Here is a 25,329-nt window from a genome sequence, read left to right as displayed (position 1 = left end):
ACACCAAAAAATCACAACCGTTGTACCTCTTCCAGTTCATTTACGTGTGCCTCTTTAGCTTTTCCAAATTGGTAAGTGAAGTTCAGTTTAAGCTGTCGGCTTTCGCTATTGCCGTAAGCATAAAGGTCTAAGTTAGGCAAATGGCTCTCGCTGTCCCAACGCTGGGTGTGGAAAATATCGGTAAAACTAAAGGTAGCCGTAAGACGATTATTTAAGAAAAGGCGTTGCAAACCGAGGTCTATACCTCCTGACGATTTAGCTATCTCGTTGATGCCTGCTAATCTGCGCGAATTGTAAACTGCCGTGAGTTCGCCTTTCAGTTGCCAAGGCAAGCGAAAGTAATTTTGCATCGTTAGGCTGTACTGCCAACGATTGAGGTGTAACTCAGTGCCTTCTAACACAGTGCCTTTGTTCTCTATATAACTGAGGTTAGGGGTAATAGTCGTCTGACAGCCTTTGCCCCAGTTGAGTTCTTGATAAAGAGAAAAAAGTAAATGGTGCTGGCTACCTATGTTCTGAGGGATAGAAATAATCTTATTTTGCTGAAAAGGTTCACTAATACTGCTAAAAAAATCAGTAGAATAGCTGTAAGCCATTGTAAAAGATGTCTTTTTATACGAAGCCGAAAGAGTGAGTTTTTGTATCTTCTCAGGGGCTAAAAACGGATTCCCTTTCCAATACGATAATTCGTCTAAGAGGTATTCAAACGGATTGAGATTCTGGTATTCAGGTCGGTTGATACGTGTGCTATAACCTGCAAATAGTTGTAGGTCATCGTTGCATTGGTATTGCAAACTCAGGGTAGGAAAGAAATTGGTATAGTGCTTTTTGTGTTCTTGTTGGCTATTTGCACTGCCTGCAACAGGCAATAGCACTCCCTTAGAAAAAGTGGTCTCGTTGCGCACACCCACCTCAGCATTCAAGCGTTCGGTAATAGGGTAGTGATACTGGGCATATACGGCAAAAATACGCTCTTTGAAATCGAAAGCATTGGAGCGGTTTACATCTATGATATTGTGGGTAGGCAAGTGCTTGAAGAAATGAAAACTATTATCCGAAAATACTTGTGAATATTTAGCACCCGCTGTAAGACTGCCTCCCCATAACGGTAGCTCCGAACGAAAAGAAGTAGCAAAGATATGTATCTTACGGTCGTTTTCGGAGAGGTACATATCGTGAGAAAGTATAGTACCCTCAGGCGAACGGTAAGTGTTGGGTTGCCAATTGCCCGAGCCCCCATCAAAGAAAGCGTAATCTATGTCCAACTGATAGCGTTCGTTATCCGAAGGAGTAAACGTGTAGTAAACATTGGCACTGTATCGATTGGCTTTTTGCATAAAGTAATCGTTATAGCCCGATAGCGTCTTTTCCAATACATTAGCAGCATTGAAAAAGCGGGTAGTCGTGCTGGTAGTTCCTTTGCCAAATAACGTGTTGGCAGAGAGTTGCACCCCTAAGGTATGTTGTTCATCGGGCAAATAATCATAGCCAATATGCCCTGCAATCGTTTTGCGCTTTTCGGTATCATCGGTAGGACTTTCATAGCGCAAGCCATTTTGTAGGCGCTCACTGCCGTAATCCATTGCGTAATGCCCCAACTGATGATTATAACCCAAACGCAAAATACCCTTCTTCACGCTGTGTTGCAATTGGAGTTCTGTATTCTGTCGCAGATTCCACCAATACGACACCCCGTTATTTAAAGAGAAGAACGTGCCTTCCACCGTCTTTTTGTCTAATACTATATTCACCGCTCCTGCTCCTCCCTGTGCCTCATATTCGGCAGGCGGATTAAGTAATAATTCCGTTTTCTTGATTTGCGCCATTGGAATAGATTTCAGGTAGTTCGCCAAATCGTCGGGCTGCATATAAGTAGGCTTCCCATTGATGAGCACCAACACATTGCTCTTCCCGCCAATGCTCAGGTGATTTTGGTTGTCTACCACCACATTGGGCGTACTTTTCAGTGCATCAAGTGCCGTACCCGAAGAGTGTGTTAGGCTGTTTTTAGGTGAAAACACTATCTTGCCTTGCTCCATATACACAGCAGCTTTCTTCTGAGGAGCTGTAAGTACTACTTCTTCCAAATCTACCGCAGTGCTAAGTGCAATAGCAAGCATATCAATATTCTTGTCTAACAGAAAAGGCTCTCCCGTATACGACAAATAATCACCCGTACTTTCAATATAAATGCGCAACTTACGAGGAGGTGAAGTAAAGCTAAAGAGTCCGTTAGCTCCCGTAAGAGGTTCGCTTACAATAAGGTTCGTATCGGCATCTAATACTTTAATAGCTACTTTGGGAATTCCCTCAAGCGAAGCGTTATGGACGAAGCCTTTTACAGTGTATTGTGCTTGAGCAGAAAGAGTAAGCTCACAAAAAAGAGCAAGAAAGAAAATAAAACTTTTCATTAAAATATTGTTTATGGCGAATAATGGTGCAAATGTAAAATAAAAAACACACTCCATAAAAAGAATTAACTTATTTTATTGTTTTACTTTAACAAAGTTTCACATTTGTCCTTCGTCCCTCATCATTCGTCATTTCTCGCCTTTTCCCTCGCCACACTCCCCCCTTTTCTGTCATACTCCCTCCTATTACCTATGCCCTAAGACTCCACACCACCCCATTTTCTCATTTTCAAATTTGCTAATTCTCTAATTTCTCTTCCCCTTTTTCCGTCGCTACATTCCCCCTTTGGAGGTAGCCAGCGACAGCTGGGTATGTGTAAAGGGGGATGTTTCCCCTAGTGCCTATGGCCTAAGGCCTATCACCTCTTCCTCTTTCTTTCGTCTCGAAACCCCGTTTTTACCGTTTTTAGCCTTGTTGTATTATACTATTAATCAACTATTTATACACCCTTTCTATACCAATCGTCCAAGATTCGTATAAGCTTCCTATAAGCTCTCTATAAGCTAACCCTACCCATCTAATAGCCTTTTTTCATCAAAACCCCTCTTAACCTTCTTCCGAATCTCTCCGATATCTTCCGAAAGTTCAGAACCTCTTTAAGATTCTCCAAAAACTCCGACGAATCTCTCTCCCCATTTCACAAGGCGTAGACTTGATTTTGTTAAATTTTTGTTTAATTTCTGAGGCACAGCCTCATTCCTCTAACTCAAACTCGCGCCTCATTTCCTCATTTGCTAATTTTCTAATTCTCTAATTTTCTCATTTCTAACACTATTTGGTATTAAAGAATTATTTACTATCTTTGCCCCAATCTATACAAAAGAAAAAATGATGAAAAGAACGATACAATATTTGCTCACAGGTGGAGGAGTTGTTTTGCTCTCTGGTTTTTTGGTCAATGCAATGTCAGTTAAAAAAGAAGAAAACAATATCTACGAACAAGCAGAAGCCGAAGCAGCCCAGAACCCTCTTTCAGCTCAAGAAACTCATCATAAAAGCGATTTCTCTAATGATTACAGAGTTTTTGCCATCGATTTACCCGAAAAATTAGACTTTGCTGGCGAAAGAGTACCTTTGGAAGACCCCGATGTACACGAGCGCTTAGACCGAGAGCTTATCGTAAATACCTATTGGCAATCCAATACTTTGTTGGTGCTCAAGCGTGCTAATAAGTACTTCCCTATCATCGAACCTATCCTCAAACGCAATAATATCCCCGATGATTTCAAATATTTAGCCATCATAGAAAGCGGACTCACCAATGCGGTATCACCCTCCGGTGCAAGTGGCTTTTGGCAACTTATGAAACCCGCCGCTCAAGAATACGGCTTAGAAGTAACCGACCAAGTAGATGAGCGTTATCACATAGAAAAAGCTACCCAAGCTGCCTGCGATTATTTAAACAAAGCCAAGCGCAGTACAGGTTCCTGGACAATGGCTGCCGCTGCTTATAATGCCGGTATCTCAGGAATGAATAAGCAAACTTCTTTTCAAGAAACTAATAATTATTATGATTTATGGCTAAGCTCCGAAACTTCACGCTATGTATTTCGTATTTTAGCCCTAAAAGAGATAATGAAGCACCCTAAGAAGTACGGCTTCATCTTCGAGAAGAAACATTTGTATAACGAACTGCCCACTTACAATGTAATGGTAGATTCTACCATCGAAAATCTCACCCAATTTGCCAAGAGCCAGAACATCACTTATAAAGACCTAAAACTATACAATCCTTGGCTACGCGATAAAAGGCTAGATAATATAGATGGTAAAGCGTATTATATCAGGATTCCCAAGAAATAGTTTTTAAAGATAGATATTAGAAAGTAGAAATTTTCAAGTGTTTGACATTCTTGGGCGCAAACTGTTGCAATACTTCTACCTTGCCATTAGCAAGCCAAAGGTGTTGTGCCTCTGCAGTAGCATCATCGTTCAGTAAATGATGTTGAGAAAGTATATTGCGCGTTTGTTTGGCTACCGCATACCCCGAATCTATTACCTTTATGTGTGGAGGAATGAGCTCTTGTATTTGTGGTAACAAATAAGGGTAATGAGTGCAACCTAACACCAAATAATCAATCCCTTCGGCAACCATAGGTAAGAGGTATTTGCGTAATAATAGCGTCATTTCAGGACTTTTTATACGTCCCGCTTCTATAAGGTCTACTAGCCCCTCCCCTACTTGCTCTATAATTTCCACTTGCTCTTCCTGTTTAAGGTGCTCACTGGTTTTAGCAAAAAGGTCGCTGGCAAGTGTACTGCGGGTTGCTAATACCCCTATTTTCTTAGTAACACTCTGCAAACTCGCAGGTTTTATAGCAGGTTCTATTCCTATAAAAGGTACTTCTTTATATTTATTCCTCAAATACGATATAGCATTGGTAGTACCCGTATTGCACGCTACTACTATAATTTTTGCATTATTTTCTAACAGAAAACGCGTATTGGCATCGCATAATGCAATGATTTCCTCCTTAGTCTTCTCACCATAAGGAGCATTTTTATTATCTGCTATAAACAGGGTGTTCTCATTAGGCATTAGTGCGTTTACTTCTTTCCAGATAGTAGTCCCCCCTACTCCAGAGTCAAACAAACCAATAGGTGCTGTACGTGATGTTGAGTGAGTCATTTTAAAATAAGGTTCTTTTCAGTTGCAAAAATAAAAAAAAGTGTTCACTTAGCGAACACTTTTCATAAGAAAAAATATCTAATAATTTAAAAATCTACGAACTAAAATCCTAAGTCCTTTTTAACTGTACTGTAAAGGTCATCTCCTGTAGCTACAATCACGCTTGAGCCTGCACTTGAATCCAATACGTACTGAAGTCCTCTTTGCTTAGCAATTTTCTCAATAGAGCTTTTTACCTTTTTAAGCAATGGCTCTACCAATTCTTGTTGCTTTTTCTGTAAATTCTCAGCAGCAGTTTGTTGTGTTTTACGGATATTTTCTTCCATAGTTTTAATTTCCTCTGATTTTTTGAGGAATTCTGCTTCACGAGCTTTAAGTTGTGCCTCTGTAAGAGCAGCAGCTTCATTCTGATACTTTTGAGCCTTAGCTTGCAATTCTTTAATAGCTGCTTGAATATCGTTCATATATCCTTGCTCCATTTTCTTTAATTGTGACTCTATTGATTTTCTTTCAGGCATTTCTTCTAAAAGTTTTTGCACATCAATATGAGCGATTTTCACTTGTGCAGTAAGCATTGTAGTAGCTCCTAAGAATAGAGCCAATGCAATCATCAACGTTCTAATGTTTCTCATCATCTGTTTGTAATATTAGTTATTTAAAAATTTTTACTGATTTGTTGTAGGCGTTTGTGTTCTCGCCTCTTGTTGTTTTTTAAGGCGCTCGGCTTGTTCTTTTTCACGTTGCACCCTTTGTTCTTCAAGTTTCTTTTGGCGTTCAGCTATTTCCTTCTCACGCTGTTCTTTCTGTTCTTGTAACTTCTGTTGGCGTTCGGCTTGCTCTTTGTCGCGTTGTGCTTTTATAGAATCGCGCTGTTGTTGGAACTTCTGCTGGCGCTCAGCTTGCTCTTTCTCGCGTTGTGCTTTAAGAGCATCGCGCTCTTGTTGGAACTTCTGTACACGTTCAGCTTGTTCTTTTTCGCGTTGCGCTTTAAGAGCATCTCGTTCTTGTTGAAACTTCTGCTGACGCTCGGCTTGCTCTTTTTCGCGTTTTGCTTTGAGCTGTTCGCGCTGTTGCTTCATTTCTTCAGTTTTGCGCAAACGTTCTTGTTCGTATTGTACTCGGCGTTGCTCACGAGCTTTTTCAGCTTCTTTACGTTTCTTAACGCGTTCTTCTACAAACTCAAAATCATAGCTTTCTTTTAAGAGCTGAGCCATATCTTTGTTCCTATCTTCGGCATTGTCTTTCTTCTTCAAGGCACGAAGCACTACTTTACTCAAGTTATGTTGCTCATTAGAGAATAACATAGTGGCATCACTCTTTTCAAAGATAAAGTCGTATTTACGCATCTTGCCTATCTCTTGCACTATATTGAACACTTGGTCTTGGATAGGCTTAGCAAGCATAAACTTTTGGGTGATATACTCTCCTTCCTTAGCATCAAACTTCTGCTGTTTATAGGCATTCAGGTTGTATTCTAACAGAGCTATTTCTTCTTCTTTATCTTTGATAAGCTCGGGAGTAAGTAAAGCTTTCTCAGCTTCTAACTTATCTTTTTCAGCCTTTATCTTTTCTTGGCGTTTGGCTATTTCAGCCTCCCATTGCTCTACTTGTAAGGCAAACTGCTGGCTTGCTACTTTATAATCTTCGAGGTGTGATAATATGTAATCCATATCCACATAGCCAATACGAGATGGCTTTTGTGCATAAGTAAAACAGGCACTACACAATAGTACTATAAATAACGCTTGTAGTTTGTTCATAACATTTATCAAATGTATATACTACTTTTTAGCCTTCTCTTTTCATAAAAGAAAATATCGTGCCAAAAATTAGAATTGTTGTCCAAAAATAAAGTGTGTTTGCCAGCCACTGCGGCTATTGCTATTGGCAGGGTTATCGAAACCATACCCGAAGTCAATACCCAGCATACCGAACTGTGGCATAAAGAGTCGCAATCCTAAACCTGCTGAACGCTTAATCTGGAAAGGATTAAAGTTCTCTAATCCATTGTGTACATTACCTCCTTCGGCAAATACTAAGCCATAGATAGAAGCCATTGGTTTAAGAGTAATAGGATAACGCAATTCCAGAGAGAACTTGTTAAACACAGTCTCGCCATCATCGGCGGAAAGGGCATAGTTTTCATACCCGCGCATTTGTATGTTTTCACGTCCGTCCATAGAGTAATAGCCTAAGCCATCGCCTCCCATAAAGAAGCGTTCAAAAGGTACTATACCACGTTTGCTGTTATAAGCTCCCAAATAACCAAAATCAGCACCAAACTTTAATACAAATTTACTGTAAATATTGGTATACCAAGCTGAGGTAAACTTGAGCTTATAAAACTCTAACCAGTGAAAACGCTCTTGGTCTATCTGTGCTATTCTTTCAGAATCGCCGTTATTAGATGCTGTTTCACGTTCTTCAAGCAGTTTGCCATAATCTACCTTATTGAACAATGAGTAAGGAGGGGTAAGTTTCGCACTAATGGTAAAACTACTTCCTGACATTGGATAGATAGGGTTAGGACCACTTGAGTTACGCGATAACGAAATGGTATAAGCTAATGAATTAGAGTTACCATCTTTAAAAGTAAAGAGTCCTAAATTAGGATAATTCTTCAAATCATAATGCTGATAGCTTAAAGTATGAGCGATTTGGAAATAATCATCGGGGACTCTCAAACGTTTGGCTAAACCTACGTTTATTCCTGTGATATACACACGTTTACTCCTATCTACATCATAGCTCCTGTAACTATACCCGAACTGTTCGGTTCTACTGAATGACACTGAGAACTGCACAGGCTGTTTACCTCCCATCCAAGGTTCGGTGAATGAAAACCCATAAGTACGGTAGTACCTACTTATTTGGAAACTGAGTGATAGTGCTTGACCGTCGCCCATAGGCACTGGGCGATAGGCTTTGGGGTTGAACAAGTTGCGAATAGAAAAGTTATTGAATGAAAGGGCAAGTGTACCTATGAATGAGCCTCCACCATACCCTCCTTGCAACTGCACTTGGCTTGAACCTGTTTCGGTGAGTTTATATTCTATATCTACGGTTCCTGCATTAGGGTCGGCATTTTTAAACTCTGGATTGATGTTTTGAGCATCGAATAGTTGCAACTGTCCTAACTCACGAACGGTACGCACTACGGCATCTTTGCTATATAGATAACCAGGACGTGTGCGCAACTCGCGATAAATTACATAGTCGTTAGTCTTTTCGTTACCTGTTACTGATATTTTATTAAAATAAGCAGGCTTCCCTTCTACCACGCGTATTTCGAAATTGATAGTATCATTTACCACTGAGGTTTCTACAGGGTGTATTTGCGAGAAGAGATAACCACTATTTTGATATAAGTTGGTTATATCTTCGGCATCGGGTTTGGTATTGTCTTGAATGCGTTTTTTGAGCAATACTCCGTTATATACATCGCCTTTTTTGATACCCAATACTTGATTGAGCACACGGTCGTTATAGACTGAGTTTCCTAAGAAGCGGATATCACCGAAATAATAACGCTTTCCTTCTTCTACTGCTATTTTAAGACTTACGTTACCGTCTTTATTTTTAATAAGCGTATCGTTTACCACACGAGCATCGCGATAGCCTTTTTCTTTATAGAAATCTACGAGGTTTGTTAAATCTTCGTCGTAGTCTTTCTTAACATATTTGGAGCGTTTCCAGAAACGACCGAAACGCACTTGTTTTGTTTTTTTAAGCTTCTTGCGCAACTTGGCTGAGGTAAATTGCTGATTGCCTTCAAAAGTAATTTTATCGACTTTTACCTTATTACCTCTATCGATGTGAATGAGCATATCTACACCATTGGCATCGGTAGTATCTATTTTGGTATCGATGGTTACTTTGGTATTGAGATAACCATCTTTTCGATATTTATTAGTGATATAGTTTTTAGTATTAGCAATAAGGCTTTCGTTTACCTTTATTCCTTTTTTAATTTCGGCATCTTTAAGGAGGGTTTCTGCTTTTTTCTGTCCGATACCTGTTACTTTTACATCGACTAATGAAGGTGTTTCTTTGATAGCTAACTCTAAGAATACGGTATCACCTTCTACACGCTTGATATAAATATTAATATCGCTAAACAACTTATAGCCCCATAGCTTATGAATGATGGAGCTGAATTTTTCACTGGGGATTTCGATTACATCACCTACTTTCAAACCCGAAGTAGTAAGGATAGTTTGTTCGTTATAACGTTTTGCACCAGTAACTTCAATGCCACCAATTGTATATTTTCTTCCTTTTCCTAATGATATTCTGTCTTCTTCTTGTGCATTTACAAGGCTTACAAAAGCCAAGAAAGCAAGCAATAAAAATTTTTTCAGCATAGTTTTACGTAAGTTGTTCGCTTGTTTTTCCAAATCGTCTTTCTCTACTTTGATAGTTTGATAGGGCTTCTTCTAAGTGTTTTTTTGTGAAATCAGGCCATAATACTTCAGTAAAATAGAGTTCGGCATAGGCTATTTGCCATAATAAAAAATTGCTGATGCGCTCCTCACCGCTGGTGCGGATAAGTAAGTCTACATCGGGTAAGTCGTAGGTGTATAGGTGTTCTTGTAGTGTTGTTTCGGTAATTGTATTAGCAATAAGTGTGCCTTCTTTTACTTTTGCTGCAATTTCTTTTATAGCAGTTAGGATTTCTTCACGTGCTCCATAGTTGAGGGCTAAGGTAAGGGTAAGCCCTGTATTGTTTTTGAGTTTATCGATAGAAGCAAGTAGGGCTTCGCGTGGTTTAGGAGGGAAACGGTCTAAATTGCCAATGGTTTTGAGGCGTACATTATTCTTGTGCAAATTATCAACTTCCTTTTTCAGGAACTTTACTAATAGTTCCATTAAGGCTTTTACTTCTAAGGCGGGTCGTTTCCAATTTTCGGTAGAAAAGGCAAAAAGGGTGAGGTATGGAATACGGTGTTCCACACAATATTCCACTACTTGTCGCACAGTTTGCACTCCCTTTTCGTGACCATAAGCTCTGAGCAGACCTTGTTTTTTTGCCCAACGCCCATTACCGTCCATTATAATAGCCAAATGCTTTGGATAGTTTGTAATCTCCATTGGTTTCAAGTGAAATTATCTACAATAGCAAGGCCATTCGCCGAAGGTGTAGGTAAGGGTAAGACCTGAGAAGGCGTACCAGTCGTAACTTCTTCCTATGTTACCGAATGTAAAGGATTTTCTTTCGGGCGCACTACCATCGACGTTGTTAGTAAGGGCAAAACGGAAAGCTACTTCACCTCCTAAAACAAGCCTTCGAGTGATTTTAGCTTTAAAACCAAAAGCTACGGGCACAGCCACATCGAAGTCGCGACGTGTAGTATCGGTAGCTTCAACGGGTTTGGGAGAGGAGGGGTCGAAGTACAAATCGTCGTGCCAAAGCCCAGCTATACCTACGAACACATAGGGGGTCATAGGCATATCGAGCAAATTGCCGATTCTGTAGCTAAAGAAATTGAACTCGGTGCCTACTGCCAAATCGGTAATATCACTTGAATAAGCGAACCCTCGGTTGCGTTTACCAGGGATATCGGACTGGACGTCGTTAGCTCTAAGTTCGGACTTAGTAACCTGCACACGAACTGCCATACGTTCGTGGAAATTCCATTTATATATCCCACCAAAAGCGATTTTGTTAGGATATAAATAATAGGTTCTACCAACATCTGAAATGGGGTTGCTTCCACCTAAGAAAACACCGATTTCGTGTTGCTGTGCCGATGCCATATGCATCGCCAATAGTATCAATGTAATGTGTATAAATCTGTACATACGCTATTCTATGCAAGGCGCAAATATACGTGTTTTATATGAAATAACATTTATTATTTCCTATTTTTTTATTTCGGATTTTTTAATTAGCTGTTAAAATTCTTTATATATCATTGATTATTAACACGATATAAGTATATTTATTTTTATAAAGAATTATAAGTTATCGGGGGTGATTTGTGAAAAGTGGATAGATGAAAGATGCTTGTGAGTAGGTAGCAAGAAGTACCTTTGGTTGCTCTGTGAGACATCTGACGGATTTTTAATAAACCTTAAACGGAACTACAGTGGCTCTACAGTGGCTCTACAGTGGCTCTACAGTGGCTCTACAGTGGCTCTACAGTGGCTCTACAGTGGCTCTACAGTGGCTCTACAGTGGCTCTACAGTGGCTCTACAGTGGCTCTACAGTGGCTCTACAGTGGCTCTACAGTGGCTCTACAGTGGCTCTACAGTGGCTCTACAGTGGCTCTACAACGAAGACTAACCGAAGATCAATCGAATAGTAACTGAACACTGATTGAACTTATGGTGCTACTATCTGCTCATATCACTGGTTCTACTTTTTAGACTTATCGGGCATAAAATAAGTAACGTGAGCTCGATGTAAAATAGCGAACGAATACTCGGAGTGGGGTATGCGAGAGATTGTGTTTCAGAAATTAAACAAAATTGATTTCAAAATTAAAATAGCATCAAGACTGCGCCTTGTGAAATAACAATGCAAGATTCAACTTTGCCAAAGGTCGTAGCACGAGGGGCAATTAACTTTGGCAAAGTGTATACCGCAAAAAAGACTCATCATCAGAATTATTTATCAAACTGATATTAACTTTTAATTTCGTGTGTTTGCTCTAATTGACAAATTGGCAGGTTTGTAGATTGGTATTATTTTTGTAGTTTTGCACCCTAATTAAAAGAAAAAATTGCTATGGCAAACATCGAAAAAATAAAATGCCTAATTATAGGCTCAGGTCCTGCGGGCTATACTGCCGCTATTTATGCCTCTCGCGCTAATCTTAACCCTGTGCTTTATCAAGGCGAACAACCTGGCGGACAACTCACTACTACCTTTGAGGTAGAAAACTTCCCGGGATATCCTGAGGGAGTAATGGGTAGCGAAATGATGATGCAGTTAGAGCAACAAGCTAAACGCTTTGGGGCTGATATTCGCAACGGCTGGGTGACTAAGGTAGATTTTTCGGCTCGCCCACACAAAGTATGGGTAGATGACCAAGAGCTCCACGCTGATGCTGTGATTATCGCTACGGGTGCTTCGGCTAAATACTTAGGTTTACCCTCAGAACAGCACTATTTGCAAACAGGAGGAGGCGTATCGGCTTGTGCTGTGTGCGACGGTTTTTTCTACCGCAATCAACACGTGGCTATTGTAGGGGCAGGCGACTCGGCTTGTGAGGAAGCGCTTTACTTGGCAAACCTCTGCTCGAAAGTAACAATGCTGGTGCGTCGCGATGAGTTCCGCGCTTCACAAATTATGAAGGAACGCGTGCTCAATTCGCCAAAAATAGAAGTGCTTTTCAATACTGAAACTGAAGAGATATTAGGTGACGGACAAGTAGTTACCGGCATTAAAGTACGCAACAACAAGACAGGGGAGATAAGCGAAATAGCTATCACAGGTTTCTTTGTAGCTATCGGTCACAAACCTAATACCGATGTGTTTAAACCTTATATCGATACTGATGAGGTGGGCTATATTAAGAATGTAGCGGGCACTTCGCTCACCAATGTAGCAGGGGTGTTTGTAGCCGGTGATGCTGCCGACACGCGCTACCGCCAAGCTATTACCGCAGCAGGTTCGGGCTGTATGGCAGCGTTGGACGCAGAGAAATACCTTCTTACTCTTGAATAGCTAAGAGGTAAGAGATATGAGATAAGAAAGCGCGATGTTTAGAATAATAAACATCGCGCTTTGCTATTTAACCTGCCAGTTATCGCTGGATTTGTTTCTTACTTTTTACCTTTATCGTAAACTAAGCTTATGGTTGATAATTCTATCCATATAGTCTTGCATAAAGGCTTTTAAATCTTTAATACCTTTTTGTATTTCGGCATTGTCTTCTTTGCCCAAGAGATTGTTTTTGAGAGCACCGTCTTCTTTCTTGTACACTCCGTTTACGTTGCCTGTTTCGTCGATGATATAGATGTAATTACCTTGCATCATTTGGTACATAAGCGCATCGGAGATAAAAGCGCGAGGCGTTTCATCAGGAAGATTGGCAAACACACTGCGCCCCCAAGAGCGGAAAGGCTTATGGTAACCCATTAGGTCTACTAACGAAGGATAAATATCTATTTGCTGGGCAATATCTGAATTTACACCCTTTGGCACTAAATTAGGATTAGGACTGTAGAACATAATTGCCGCTCCTTTGCCTGTAATAGGCTCTTTGTAAAGGTCGTAATAAGTTTGGTTAGGGTGGTCATTGACGAAAGCAAAGATAGTATTGTTATACCAAGGTTGTTTTTTAGCACACTCAAAGAATTGTTTGAGAGCGTAATCGGTATAGCCAATACATTGGTGAATTTCTAAGTTGCCTTTAGGGAATTTGCCCTCATATTGCTTAGGAATTTGAAAAGGGTGGTGGGAGGAGAGTGTGAAAATAGTGCCTAAGAAAGGTTGTTTCTTTTGAGAATAAGTCCTGCACATATATTGGAAAAAAGGTTCGTCCCAAATTCCCCAGTGACCATCGTCATCAGCATCGTTATTGTACTCATTTTTACCATAGTAATGGTCGAAACCTAAGATATTAGAAAAACCTAAGAATCCCATAGAACCATTGGGTGCTGAATGGAAGAAAGAGGTATCGTAGCCCATTTCTTTAGCGATAGACACCAAAGACTGTGTGGGTTGTTTCACATAAGGTGATGAGGTGTAAGCGACTTGAAAAGAGGGAATTCCTGCCAACATTGACGACATTCCGTGTATAGACTGACGCCCTGTGCAATAAGCATTGTCGAGCACAAGTGAATGTTGTGCTAACGAGTCTAAGAAGGGAGTATACGACTTAAAGTTAGGAATATGGGTTTTAGTATTCATACAGCCCCAATACTCTTTACCGAAACTTTCTAAAATAAAGAGGACGACATTGGGCTTGGTAGCTACTTCGCGGTTGTACTGCTTAATAGGTTTTAAACTCTCATTGATGTAGGCTTCATCTACAAAGTGATATTCTTTAAATCCTTTGTTCTTACCGATACTGCGAATGAGACAAAAAGGTGTGTTTAGTATCGCATCAGCCTGAGGAGCTGTATTTACGTGTCGGCTAGCATCGAGCATATTGATAGGGCGCGTATCCGAAGTAAAACCACCGCCTCGTATAGCCATCATTATCAGAGTACCGAAGCCTAAGAAAAATACAGCAGACCAACCAAAATAAGATTTCTTTTGAGCAATAGGCACTTCGACGTTTTTCACGCGTTTATAAAGGAAAACCCAAAGAGCTATCAGTAAAAAGAAGCCTACGAACATATACCAATAGCCTCCTAAAAAGCTACTGAATATTTTCATTTTGTTGTTTTCGTGTTCTATAACTGCAAACGATGCCGAAGTAAGGCGAGACTTGCTAAAAGGGTAGTATGCCATATCAATAAAATTGGTGGCATAAGCAATCGTATTAGGTATAAAGTACGACCAAAAAACTACTTTCTGAAATTTCTTATGGGTATTTACCCACAAAGGTAGTAAACTGAGCAGTATGAACAGCAAATTAGTGTACATTATAGCACAGTTATCAAACGCCAATCCATAATAGAAAAGGTCGGATGTGTTATAATCACCCATCACTCCGCGATTCATATAGATAAACAAACCACGTGCAATGGCATAAAATAAGTATACCAAGAAGATACGGTATAAGAAAACTACATATTCTCTGATTCTCATTGTATTTAATTTTAAGTGAATTGTAATAGCAGAATTATAAAGGCTAATACGCACGAAGCGATAAGTACACCACGTGCGCGTTCGTTTTCATAACGATTGATAAAAAAGAAGAAGATAGCAAGGTCTAACAGGGCTCCTAAGAGTATGAGTTTCCCTAAATATCTCTTGTAATAGGCATCTTGCAAGGTAGTAGCAATACTAAATTTAGAGAAAATAAGCACATAGGCTATCACCCCTATTACGTTTACAACAATACCTGCTATAAAACCAATGATTTGGTCTTTGCGTTTTTGATTTATATTTAAAAATCCCATTGCTTTAACTCTTGAATATTTTGGTGAGCCGTAAGGTCGAATTGAATAGGCACTACTGAAATGTAGCCGTTTTCGAGAGCCCATTGGTCAGTATCAATACCTTGGTCTTCATTCACAAAAGTACCTGTCATCCAGTAGTACACTCTCCCTTGCGGGTTCACACGTTTGTCAAAACTTTCTATCCAGCGCGAACGTGCTTGACGGCATACTTTTACGCCTTTTATTTCTTCCTTCTTGATATTAGGTATATTCACATTCAGCACTGTCCCTTTGGGCAACCCATTAGCGAGTACTTTTTCAGCAATACTTTTGATATAAGAGCGCGCTTGCGAAAAGTCGGCATTCCAACTGGAGTCTAATAATGAAAAACCAATAGCAGGAATACCCTCAGTACCCGCCTCGATAGCAGCACTCATCGTTCCTGAATATATCACGTTGATAGAAGCATTGGAACCGTGATTGATACCACTCACACAGAGATCGGGCAGACGACCGTTCAACACTTCGTGTTTGGCTATTTTCACACAATCGGCAGGTGTACCACTACAAGCGTATTCGCGAGTAGCTCCGTTATGTGAGGGCATAGGGTCGCAGTACATAGTAGTATCGAGGGTAACGGCGTGCCCTTTACCGCTCTGAGGCGAATCAGGGGCTACTACCACTACTTCGCCTAATTCTTTCATTATGTCTATCAGATAACGGATACCAGGAGCGGTAATACCGTCGTCGTTTGTTACTAATATTAAAGGTTTTTGCATACTAAAAAGTAAAGACGCGTTTTGTAGTCGCGTCTTTACGATGTGCAAAAGTACACAAATTTTAAATAAAAGCAATATTACATATGAAAAATATATATTTTTACATCAGTTGGATTTCATCTACAAACAATAAGGCTGGTGTGCCTTTACCCTCGTGCCATTCAGGGATTACAGTACCTTTGAGCACTACTTTCACATAGCGAGTTTTAGTTTTAGCAAAGTTCAAACTGATAGGCACGCGCTTGATAGGGTCGGTCTTCTGGGCTATCTTCAAAGGTTGCTGAGTGATGAGCTGAAAGTTTTTTCCATCAGCAGAGCTGTAAATAGCGACTTCTGAGGCGGGAAATATCCAGTTAGGCGTATCGGACAAAGAACCTGTTTTGAGATTGCTAATTTCTTCTTCTTTACCTAAATCGATTACTGCTTCTACTCCCACTCGACCAGGAAAGCCCACCCAATGCCCATCGATATAAGAATCTTCACCTATTTGGGCATCTACTAAGGCAGTAGCCCCTCCAAAAGTGTATTTAGGATTAGTTTCAGTGAGTAATTGTATAGGCTTGTAAGTAGCCTTATTAAATAACGACTGGTAGCTAAACACTCCGCTTATAGTATCTTTATGCACAGCTACTGCTTTTAACAGCACCTCGTTGCTGAGTTTGATAGGCTGGGTATAAAGCGTTTTGGTAGCATCAGGAGTAGTGCCATCGGTGGTGTAGTACACCTTGCCATCGCCTACGGTAAGGAGTTCTACCTGAATACCATCTTTCTTAGGAGCGGGCTGAATAACAGGGGTAACACCCAAGACGTGTTTGGCATAATGATATCCTTCTTTTTGATAGTAATTGAGTAAGTTGCCTAAACGCTTCAAAAAATCAGCATAGTTCTTTTTCTCTGGGGCTGTCCATTGTACCTCAGCTAAGGCAGCCAAACGCGGCAAGAGCATATACTCAGCGTGTGCAGGACTCGCGATGTACTCTGTCCACAAATTAGCTTGTGCTCCTAAGATGTATTTACCTTGTTCGGGAGTGAGTTTAGGGTCGATAGGTTCGTAGTCGTACACCTTTTTCACGGGAGGTATTCGCCTATGGACAGTGGTTCTTTACTAGGGTCTTCGCCTTGGTTATAGTCGAAATACAAACTGTAATGCGGGGTCATAATAGCACGGTTGTGGCGTTGTGCTGCGGCTATACCTCCTTCGGTACCTCGCCACGACATTACAATCGCGTCTTGTGAAATGTTATCTCCCTCCAAAATCTCGTCCCAGCCTATTACCTCTCTACCTTTCTTCTTGAGAAACTGCTCTACGCGCGATACCACATAGCCTTGTAGTTTCTGTTCGGCAGTGTGTTCAGCGTCGCCTTTTAAGCCCAATGCTTTAATTTTGGCCTGACATTTAGGGCACTCTTTCCAACGTGTTTTAGGACACTCATCACCTCCTATATGAATATATTTAGAGGGGAAAAGTTCGGTAATTTCGTCGAATACGCCTTCTAAGAACTCATAAGAAGCCTCATTGCCAGCGCAAAGTACATCGTCGAACACGCCCCATTTGGTACCTACTGCATAGTCCTTGCCTGTACAACCCAACTCAGGGTAAGCCGTGAGCACAGCTAAGGTATGTCCAGGTATATCTACCTCGGGAATAATCGTAATATAGCGGTCTTGGGCGTATTTTACAATCTCTTTAATCTGTTCTTGGGTGTAGAACCCGCCATAAGGTTTGCCATCAAATTGGTGGGGTTTATCTTTGAGCAAATGCCCAATAAGCGTTTCTTTGCGTGTTGAACCTACCTCAGTAAGGCGAGGTATTTTTTTGATTTCTATACGCCACCCTTGGTCATCGGTGAGGTGCCAATGGAACTTATTAAGGTTATGAAGTGCAAGTATATCAATGTACTGCTTGATAAAATCTACTGTAAAGAAATGCCTGCTCACATCAAAATGCATTCCCCGATAGGCAAAGCGAGGCGCATCGTCTATCACAGCCGTAGGGAACGCTAAGGATTTAGGTTCTGTTACGTCAATCGACTTGCGCAAGGTTTGTATGCCGTAGAACACACCTGCGGGACTTGCTCCATCATAGTAATTTGTTCACTTGTTACGGTAAGTTGATAAGCCTCTTGGTTAGTTTTTTTAAGGTCGGTTTTAAGACGAATAACCTTCCCACTATTTACATTGGGCTCAGTGGTAAGGGGTAGCCCTGTGATTTCTTTAAGATAAGAGCGAGGAATTGGGCATTCCTTTGTAGTAAGGTATCACCTTGTGGATAGGTAATCACGGTTTGGGCATCGAGCTCAAAAGGTTTCTGATGGGTATAACTAATGGATTGTGGTAGCGGAATTACCTCGTAATGAATTACAGGCTCAGTGCTTTACAAGCCATAAGACATAGCGTTACTAAACTAAATATAAGTTTTTTCATTGGTGGTGGTTTGATTTTTAATATTTAATAGTTGGGATATATTGTGCTCTATAGAAAGTAAAAGGCAACATAAAAGAACGTTTTATGGTGGGTGTTTCGTTGCGGTCAGTAATGATAATTTGTTTTTTGGTACTCAACGTGATTAGTAGCAAGTCCTCACCTATAAATTGGGCATTGCTACGGTTTGATGAGGATAAATCTTGGGAAGAGCTACTGCCATAGGAACTGTTACTGTTTGCTTGTTCATTCACTTTATACAAATAGCTCTCGAGCCAGTATCGGAATCTGATCGCGCATTGTCAATCACTAACACCTCGTTAGGTGCTTTCGGGTTGGACAGTGCATTCCGTGAGTAAAGTATTTTTTCTCAGGTTTTATGGTGCCATTTTCGCCTATGCGATATAGTAACTTCCCTGTTTTACCGTCAATTTTCCAAAGTTTCTCCATAACGATTAAACGTCATATAGTAATTACCTTCGCTATCGTAGTTAAAGGAGTTGGCGTGTAGCCAATCTTTTTTTACCCCTTGTATTTTTATATTAGGGTCGGTAGTGGGTCTACATAATCAAAACAACTCCATTGCTGGGTGATTTCCCTCTTCTATTCATAATCACAAAACCATCACCCTTTACAATATCGGTAGTTGTACCGCCTTGTGCAGTGAGGTCGAAAGTTTTATCAATATAGGTTACTAATCCTATACTGCCATCGGGCATAGGGCGACACTCGTGATGCACTTCCCGTCCGTTAAGTGCAGGAACAGTAGCAAAGTCTTTTTGAAATACTACCTCCCAAAGAGGTCTATAATTTTAATACTTTTAGCATTGAAAGTATAAGGACTTCCAACGGGGTAAGCAGGATTGGTAAGAATGTAAAACTGCTGACGCTGTGCATCGTAATTTACGACCAAAGGCTCTTCGGGCACTTGCTCATACCATACTACTACTCCTTTAGTATCTGTCAGATAGATAGCTTTTGTACCATTCATACGGGCATTTGCAAAAAATAACCGCCTATATCTTCTTTTAGGTCGTCTATCAGTAATGTTGCATTAGGAAGGAAAGCCTCCACACTTTTTGTCTTAAAAGTTTTCACTGCCGACTTATCTCCTTTCTCGGTAATGATTTGGCAACTGTATTGCCTATCGGGTTTGAGGAACAATAGCGTTTTACGTTCTATTCCTTTGCCCTGGTAGGTATTGGTTTGCTGTACTTGTTCCGGATGGCTTAGCTATTCAAGAGTAAGAAGGTATTTCTCTGCGTCCAACGCTGCCATACAGCCCGAACCTGCTGCGGTAATAGCTTGGCGGTAGCGCGTGTCGGCAGCATCACCGGCTACAAACACCCCTGCTACATTGGTGAGCGAAGTGCCCGCTACATTCTTAATATAGCCCACCTCATCAGTATCGATATAAGGTTTAAACACATCGGTATTAGGTTTGTGACCGATAGCTACAAAGAAACCTGTGATAGCTATTTCGCTTATCTCCCCTGTCTTGTTGTTGCGTACTTTAATGCCGGTAACTACTTGTCCGTCACCTAATATCTCTTCAGTTTCAGTATTGAAAAGCACTTCTATTTTTGGCGAATTGAGCACGCGTTCCTTCATAATTTGTGAAGCGCGGAACTCATCGCGACGCACCAGCATTGTTACTTTCGAGCAGAGGTTTGCCAAGTAAAGCGCTTCCTCACAAGCCGAGTCGCCTGCCCCTACAATAGCCACGTGTTGATTGCGGTAGAAAAAACCGTCGCACACAGCACAAGCCGATACGCCTCCTCCTGTTTGCAAATAGTGCTGTTCTGAGGGTAAACCTAAGTATTTAGCGAGCACCCGTAGCGATAATCACAGCATCAGCGTGGAGCTCTTGGTCATCTACCCATACTTTGTGTGGGCGAGCCGAAAAATCTACCTTAGTCACCCAGCCGTTGCGAATATCAGCCCCAAAGCGTTAGCTTGTTGCTCTAACTGCATCATCATTTCGCTACCCTTACTCCCTCAGGATATCCCGGGAAGTTTTCTACCTCAAAGGTAGTAGTGAGTTGTCCGCCAGGTTGTTCGCTTGATAAAGCACAGGGTTAAGATTAGCGCGAGAGGCATAAATAGCGGCGTATAGCCCGCAGGACCTGAGCCTATAATTAGGCATTTTATTTTTTCGATGTTTGCCATAGCAATTTTTTCTTTTAATTAGGGTGCAAAACTACAAAATAATACCAATCTACAAACCTGCCAATTTGTCAATTAGAGCAAACACACGAAATTAAAAGTTAATATCAGTTTGATAAATAATTCTGATGATGAGTCTTTTTTGCGGTATACACTTTGCCAAAGTTAATTGCCCCTCGTGCTACGACCTTTGGCAAAGTTGAATCTTGCATTGTTATTTCACAAGGCGCAGTCTTGATGCTATTTTAATTTTGAAATCAATTTTGTTTAATTTCTGAAACACAATCTCTCGCATACCCCACTCCGAGTATTCGTTCGCTATTTTACATCGAGCTCACGTTACTTATTTTATGCCCGATAAGTCTAAAAAGTAGAACCAGTGATATGAGCAGATAGTAGCACCATAAGTTCAATCAGTGTTCAGTTACTATTCGATTGATCTTCGGTTAGTCTTCGTTGTAGAGCCACTGTAGAGCCACTGTAGAGCCACTGTAGAGCCACTGTAGAGCCACTGTAGAGCCACTGTAGAGCCACTGTAGAGCCACTGTAGAGCCACTGTAGAGCCACTGTAGAGCCACTGTAGAGCCACTGTAGAGCCACTGTAGAGCCACTGTAGAGCCACTGTAGAGCACTGTAGTTCCGTTTAAGGTTTATTAAAAATCCGTCAGATGTCTCACAGAGCAACCAAAGGTACTTCTTGCTACCTACTCACAAGCATCTTTCATCTATCCACTTTTCACAAATCACCCCCGATAACTTATAATTCTTTATAAAAATAAATATACTTATATCGTGTTAATAATCAATGATATATAAAGAATTTTAACAGCTAATTAAAAATCCGAAATAAAAAAATAGGAAATAATAAATGTTATTTCATATAAAACACGTATATTTGCGCCTTGCATAGAATAGCGTATGTACAGATTTATACACATTACATTGATACTATTGGCGATGCATATGGCATCGGCACAGCAACACGAAATCGGTGTTTTCTTAGGTGGAAGCAACCCCATTTCAGATGTTGGTAGAACCTATTATTTATATCCTAACAAAATCGCTTTTGGTGGGATATATAAATGGAATTTCCACGAACGTATGGCAGTTCGTGTGCAGGTTACTAAGTCCGAACTTAGAGCTAACGACGTCCAGTCCGATATCCCTGGTAAACGCAACCGAGGGTTCGCTTATTCAAGTGATATTACCGATTTGGCAGTAGCACCGAGTTCAATTTCTTTAGCTACAGAATCGGCAATTTGCTCGATATGCCTATGACCCCTATGTGTTCGTAGGTATAGCTGGGCTTTGGCACGACGATTTGTACTTCGACCCCTCCTCTCCAAACCCGTTGAAGCTACCGATACTACACGTCGCGACTTCGATGTGGCTGTGCCCGTAGCTTTTGGTTTTAAAGCTAAAATCACTCGAAGGCTTGTTTTAGGAGGTGAAGTAGCTTTCCGTTTTGCCCTTACTAACAACGTCGATGTAGTGCGCCCGAAAGAAAATCCTTTACATTCGGTAACATAGGAAGAAGTTACGACTGGTACGCCTTCTCAGGTCTTACCCTTACCTACACCTTCGGCGAATGGCCTTGCTATTGTAGATAATTTCACTTGAAACCAATGGAGATTACAAACTATCCAAAGCATTTGGCTATTATAATGGACGGTAATGGGCGTTGGGCAAAAAAACAAGGTCTGCTCAGAGCTTATGGTCACGAAAAGGGAGTGCAAACTGTGCGACAAGTAGTGGAATATTGTGTGGAACACCGTATTCCATACCTCACCCTTTTTGCCTTTTCTACCGAAAATTGGAAACGACCCGCCTTAGAAGTAAAAGCCTTAATGGAACTATTAGTAAAGTTCCTGAAAAAGGAAGTTGATAATTTGCACAAGAATAATGTACGCCTCAAAACCATTGGCAATTTAGACCGTTTCCCTCCTAAACCACGCGAAGCCCTACTTGCTTCTATCGATAAACTCAAAAACAATACAGGGCTTACCCTTACCTTAGCCCTCAACTATGGAGCACGTGAAGAAATCCTAACTGCTATAAAAGAAATTGCAGCAAAAGTAAAAGAAGGCACACTTATTGCTAATACAATTACCGAAACAACACTACAAGAACACCTATACACCTACGACTTACCCGATGTAGACTTACTTATCCGCACCAGCGGTGAGGAGCGCATCAGCAATTTTTTATTATGGCAAATAGCCTATGCCGAACTCTATTTTACTGAAGTATTATGGCCTGATTTCACAAAAAAACACTTAGAAGAAGCCCTATCAAACTATCAAAGTAGAGAAAGACGATTTGGAAAAACAAGCGAACAACTTACGTAAAACTATGCTGAAAAAATTTTTATTGCTTGCTTTCTTGGCTTTTGTAAGCCTTGTAAATGCACAAGAAGAAGACAGAATATCATTAGGAAAAGGAAGAAAATATACAATTGGTGGCATTGAAGTTACTGGTGCAAAACGTTATAACGAACAAACTATCCTTACTACTTCGGGTTTGAAAGTAGGTGATGTAATCGAAATCCCCAGTGAAAAATTCAGCTCCATCATTCATAAGCTATGGGGCTATAAGTTGTTTAGCGATATTAATATTTATATCAAGCGTGTAGAAGGTGATACCGTATTCTTAGAGTTAGCTATCAAAGAAACACCTTCATTAGTCGATGTAAAAGTAACAGGTATCGGACAGAAAAAAGCAGAAACCCTCCTTAAAGATGCCGAAATTAAAAAAGGAATAAAGGTAAACGAAAGCCTTATTGCTAATACTAAAAACTATATCACTAATAAATATCGAAAAGATGGTTATCTCAATACCAAGTAACCATCGATACCAAAATAGATACTACCGATGCCAATGGTGTAGATATGCTCATTCACATCGATAGAGGTAATAAGGTAAAAGTCGATAAAATTACTTTTGAAGGCAATCAGCAATTTACCTCAGCCAAGTTGCGCAAGAAGCTTAAAAAAACAAACAAGTGCGTTTCGGTCGTTTCTGGAAACGCTCCAAATATGTTAAGAAGACTACGACGAAGATTTAACAAACCTCGTAGATTTCTATAAAGAAAAAGGCTATCGCGATGCTCGTGTGGTAAACGATACGCTTATTAAAATAAAGACGGTAACGTAAGTCTTAAAATAGCAGTAGAAGAAGGAAAGCGTTATTATTTCGGTGATATCCGCTTCTTAGGAACTCAGTCTATAACGACCGTGTGCTCAATCAAGTATTGGGTATCAAAAAAGGCGATGTATATAACGGAGTATTGCTCAAAAAACGCATTCAAGACAATACCAAACCCGATGCCGAAGATATAACAACTTATATCAAAATAGTGGTTATCTCTTCTCGCAAATACACCCTGTAGAAACCTCAGTGGTAAATGATACTATCAATTTCGAAATACGCGTGGTAGAAGGGAAGCCTGCTTATTTTAATAAAATATCAGTAACAGGTAACGAAAAGACTAACGACTATGTAATTTATCGCGAGTTGCGCACACGTCCTGGTTATCTATATAGCAAAGATGCCGTAGTGCGTACCGTTCGTGAGTTAGGACAGTTGCAACTATTCGATGCTCAAAACATCAATCCAGAGTTTAAAAATGCCGACCCTAATGCAGGAACCGTAGATATAGAATATAAACTCACCGAAACAGGTTCAAGCCAAGTGCAGTTGCAAGGAGGGTATGGTGGAGGCTCATTCATAGGTACACTTGCCCTTTCATTCAATAACTTTTCTATTCGCAACTTGTTCAACCCCAAAGCCTATCGCCAGTGCCTATGGGCGACGGTCAAGCACTATCACTCAGTTTCCAAATAAGTAGGTACTACCGTACTTATGGGTTTTCATTCACCGAACCTTGGATGGGAGGTAAACAGCCTGTGCAGTTCTCAGTGTCATTCAGTAGAACCGAACAGTTCGGGTATAGTTACAGGAGCTATGATGTAGATAGGAGTAAACGTGTGTATATCACAGGAATAAACGTAGGTTTAGCCAAACGTTTGAGAGTCCCCGATGATTATTTCCAAATCGCTCATACTTTAAGCTATCAGCATTATGATTTGAAGAATTATCCTAATTTAGGACTCTTTACTTTTAAAGATGGTAACTCTAATTCATTAGCTTATACCATTTCGTTATCGCGTAACTCAAGTGGTCCTAACCCTATCTATCCAATGTCAGGAAGTAGTTTTACCATTAGTGCGAAACTTACCCCTCCTTACTCATTGTTCAATAAGGTAGATTATGGCAAACTGCTTGAAGAACGTGAAACAGCATCTAATAACGGCGATTCTGAAAGAATAGCACAGATAGACCAAGAGCGTTTTCACTGGTTAGAGTTTTATAAGCTCAAGTTTACCTCAGCTTGGTATACCAATATTTACAGTAAATTTGTATTAAAGTTTGGTGCTGATTTTGGTTATTTGGGAGCTTATAACAGCAAACGTGGTATAGTACCTTTTGAACGCTTCTTTATGGGAGGCGATGGCTTAGGCTATTACTCTATGGACGGACGTGAAAACATACAAATGCGCGGGTATGAAAACTATGCCCTTTCCGCCGATGATGGCGAGACTGTGTTTAACAAGTTCTCTCTGGAATTGCGTTATCCTATTACTCTTAAACCAATGGCTTCTATCTATGGCTTAGTATTTGCCGAAGGAGGTAATGTACACAATGGATTAGAGAACTTTAATCCTTTCCAGATTAAGCGTTCAGCAGGTTTAGGATTGCGACTCTTTATGCCACAGTTCGGTATGCTGGGTATTGACTTCGGGTATGGTTTCGATAACCCTGCAATAGCAATAGCCGCAGTGGCTGGCAAACACACTTTATTTTTGGACAACAATTCTAATTTTTGGCACGATATTTTCTTTTATGAAAGAGAAGGCTAAAAA

Annotated in this window: 15 protein-coding genes and 5 pseudogenes; 6 read left to right on the top strand and 14 right to left on the bottom strand. The window is 40.5% G+C overall.

The annotated features are described in order from the left end of the window. Positions 1-11 precede the first annotated feature (11 nt). On the bottom strand, positions 12-2,411 hold the full coding sequence (locus tag HW278_RS08935; protein WP_178977587.1) for a TonB-dependent receptor: 2,400 nt from the start codon (positions 2,409-2,411) through the stop codon (positions 12-14). 829 nt (positions 2,412-3,240) lie between these two features. Between HW278_RS08935 and HW278_RS08930 the strand changes: the two genes are divergently transcribed. Beyond that, entirely contained in the window at positions 3,241-4,215 is a 975-nt protein-coding gene (locus tag HW278_RS08930) for a lytic transglycosylase domain-containing protein (RefSeq protein WP_053581699.1), read from the top strand. 16 nt (positions 4,216-4,231) lie between these two features. On the opposite strand, the gene murI is transcribed toward HW278_RS08930, so the two are convergent. The 6 genes from murI to HW278_RS08900 form a co-directional block, all read right to left on the bottom strand. Further along, positions 4,232-5,041 (bottom strand): glutamate racemase, encoded by an 810-nt coding sequence (murI, locus tag HW278_RS08925; protein ID WP_178977586.1) that lies wholly within the window; start codon positions 5,039-5,041, stop codon positions 4,232-4,234. 101 nt (positions 5,042-5,142) lie between these two features. Then, positions 5,143-5,676 carry an OmpH family outer membrane protein gene (locus HW278_RS08920; RefSeq protein ID WP_016479699.1) on the bottom strand — a complete coding sequence of 178 codons (534 nt, stop codon included), beginning with the start codon at positions 5,674-5,676 and terminating at the stop codon, positions 5,143-5,145. Between the two features lie 30 nt (positions 5,677-5,706). After that, entirely contained in the window at positions 5,707-6,801 is a 1,095-nt protein-coding gene (locus HW278_RS08915; protein ID WP_053581697.1) for an OmpH family outer membrane protein, read from the bottom strand. 69 nt (positions 6,802-6,870) lie between these two features. After that, the gene (locus HW278_RS08910; RefSeq protein ID WP_178977584.1) at positions 6,871-9,405 is read right to left on the bottom strand and encodes an outer membrane protein assembly factor; all 2,535 of its coding nucleotides are present in this window, start codon (positions 9,403-9,405) and stop codon (positions 6,871-6,873) included. A 4-nt stretch (positions 9,406-9,409) separates the two neighbouring features. Then, on the bottom strand, positions 9,410-10,132 hold the full coding sequence (locus HW278_RS08905) for an isoprenyl transferase (RefSeq protein WP_178977583.1): 723 nt from the start codon (positions 10,130-10,132) through the stop codon (positions 9,410-9,412). A 15-nt stretch (positions 10,133-10,147) separates the two neighbouring features. Further along, positions 10,148-10,843 (bottom strand): DUF6089 family protein, encoded by a 696-nt coding sequence (locus HW278_RS08900; protein WP_034554165.1) that lies wholly within the window; start codon positions 10,841-10,843, stop codon positions 10,148-10,150. Positions 10,844-11,130: 287 nt separating this feature from the next. On the opposite strand from HW278_RS08900, the gene HW278_RS08895 reads away from it, so the two are divergent. Both HW278_RS08895 and trxB (HW278_RS08890) read left to right on the top strand, forming a co-directional pair. After that, positions 11,131-11,328: a hypothetical protein gene (locus HW278_RS08895; protein WP_220389373.1), complete on the top strand. Its 198-nt coding sequence runs from the start codon at positions 11,131-11,133 to the stop codon at positions 11,326-11,328. 444 nt (positions 11,329-11,772) lie between these two features. Continuing rightward, on the top strand, positions 11,773-12,714 hold the full coding sequence (gene trxB / locus HW278_RS08890) for a thioredoxin-disulfide reductase (protein WP_178977582.1): 942 nt from the start codon (positions 11,773-11,775) through the stop codon (positions 12,712-12,714). 111 nt (positions 12,715-12,825) lie between these two features. On the opposite strand, the gene HW278_RS08885 is transcribed toward trxB (HW278_RS08890), so the two are convergent. From HW278_RS08885 to HW278_RS08855, 7 genes and pseudogenes are all read right to left on the bottom strand, one after another. Further along, positions 12,826-14,748 (bottom strand): LTA synthase family protein, encoded by a 1,923-nt coding sequence (locus HW278_RS08885; protein WP_178977581.1) that lies wholly within the window; start codon positions 14,746-14,748, stop codon positions 12,826-12,828. 11 nt (positions 14,749-14,759) lie between these two features. After that, entirely contained in the window at positions 14,760-15,062 is a 303-nt protein-coding gene (locus HW278_RS08880; RefSeq protein ID WP_009411254.1) for a hypothetical protein, read from the bottom strand. Further along, positions 15,050-15,820: a 5'/3'-nucleotidase SurE gene (surE, locus tag HW278_RS08875; RefSeq protein ID WP_178977580.1), complete on the bottom strand. Its 771-nt coding sequence runs from the start codon at positions 15,818-15,820 to the stop codon at positions 15,050-15,052. Before surE ends, HW278_RS08880 begins: the two co-directional genes overlap by 13 nt. A 100-nt stretch (positions 15,821-15,920) precedes the next feature. Beyond that, positions 15,921-18,244, bottom strand: a pseudogene (locus HW278_RS12850) (family 20 glycosylhydrolase). A gap of 17 nt (positions 18,245-18,261) precedes the next feature. Then, positions 18,262-19,474 (bottom strand): annotated as a pseudogene (locus tag HW278_RS12910) (aryl-sulfate sulfotransferase); the annotation flags it as partial. Continuing rightward, a pseudogene (gene trxB, locus HW278_RS08860) lies at positions 19,475-20,410 on the bottom strand (thioredoxin-disulfide reductase). 417 nt (positions 20,411-20,827) lie between these two features. Next, positions 20,828-21,091, bottom strand: a complete 264-nt coding sequence (locus HW278_RS08855) for a hypothetical protein (RefSeq protein ID WP_220389374.1) — start codon at positions 21,089-21,091, stop codon at positions 20,828-20,830. 234 nt (positions 21,092-21,325) lie between these two features. On the opposite strand from HW278_RS08855, the pseudogene HW278_RS08850 reads away from it, so the two are divergent. The 3 genes and pseudogenes from HW278_RS08850 (at position 21,326) to bamA (ending at position 25,286) form a co-directional block, all read left to right on the top strand. Further along, positions 21,326-22,017, top strand: a pseudogene (locus tag HW278_RS08850) (DUF6089 family protein). Between the two features lie 15 nt (positions 22,018-22,032). After that, on the top strand, positions 22,033-22,755 hold the full coding sequence (locus HW278_RS08845) for an isoprenyl transferase (protein WP_178977583.1): 723 nt from the start codon (positions 22,033-22,035) through the stop codon (positions 22,753-22,755). Positions 22,756-22,759: 4 nt separating this feature from the next. Then, positions 22,760-25,286 (top strand): annotated as a pseudogene (bamA, locus tag HW278_RS08840) (outer membrane protein assembly factor BamA). The last annotated feature ends 43 nt before the right edge of the window (positions 25,287-25,329 follow it).

Source organism: Capnocytophaga sp. oral taxon 902, assembly GCF_013394735.1.
Taxonomy (GTDB): domain Bacteria; phylum Bacteroidota; class Bacteroidia; order Flavobacteriales; family Flavobacteriaceae; genus Capnocytophaga; species Capnocytophaga ochracea.
The sequence above is the reverse complement of the archived record's forward strand: the minus strand, read 5'-3'. Positions and strand labels throughout refer to the sequence as shown.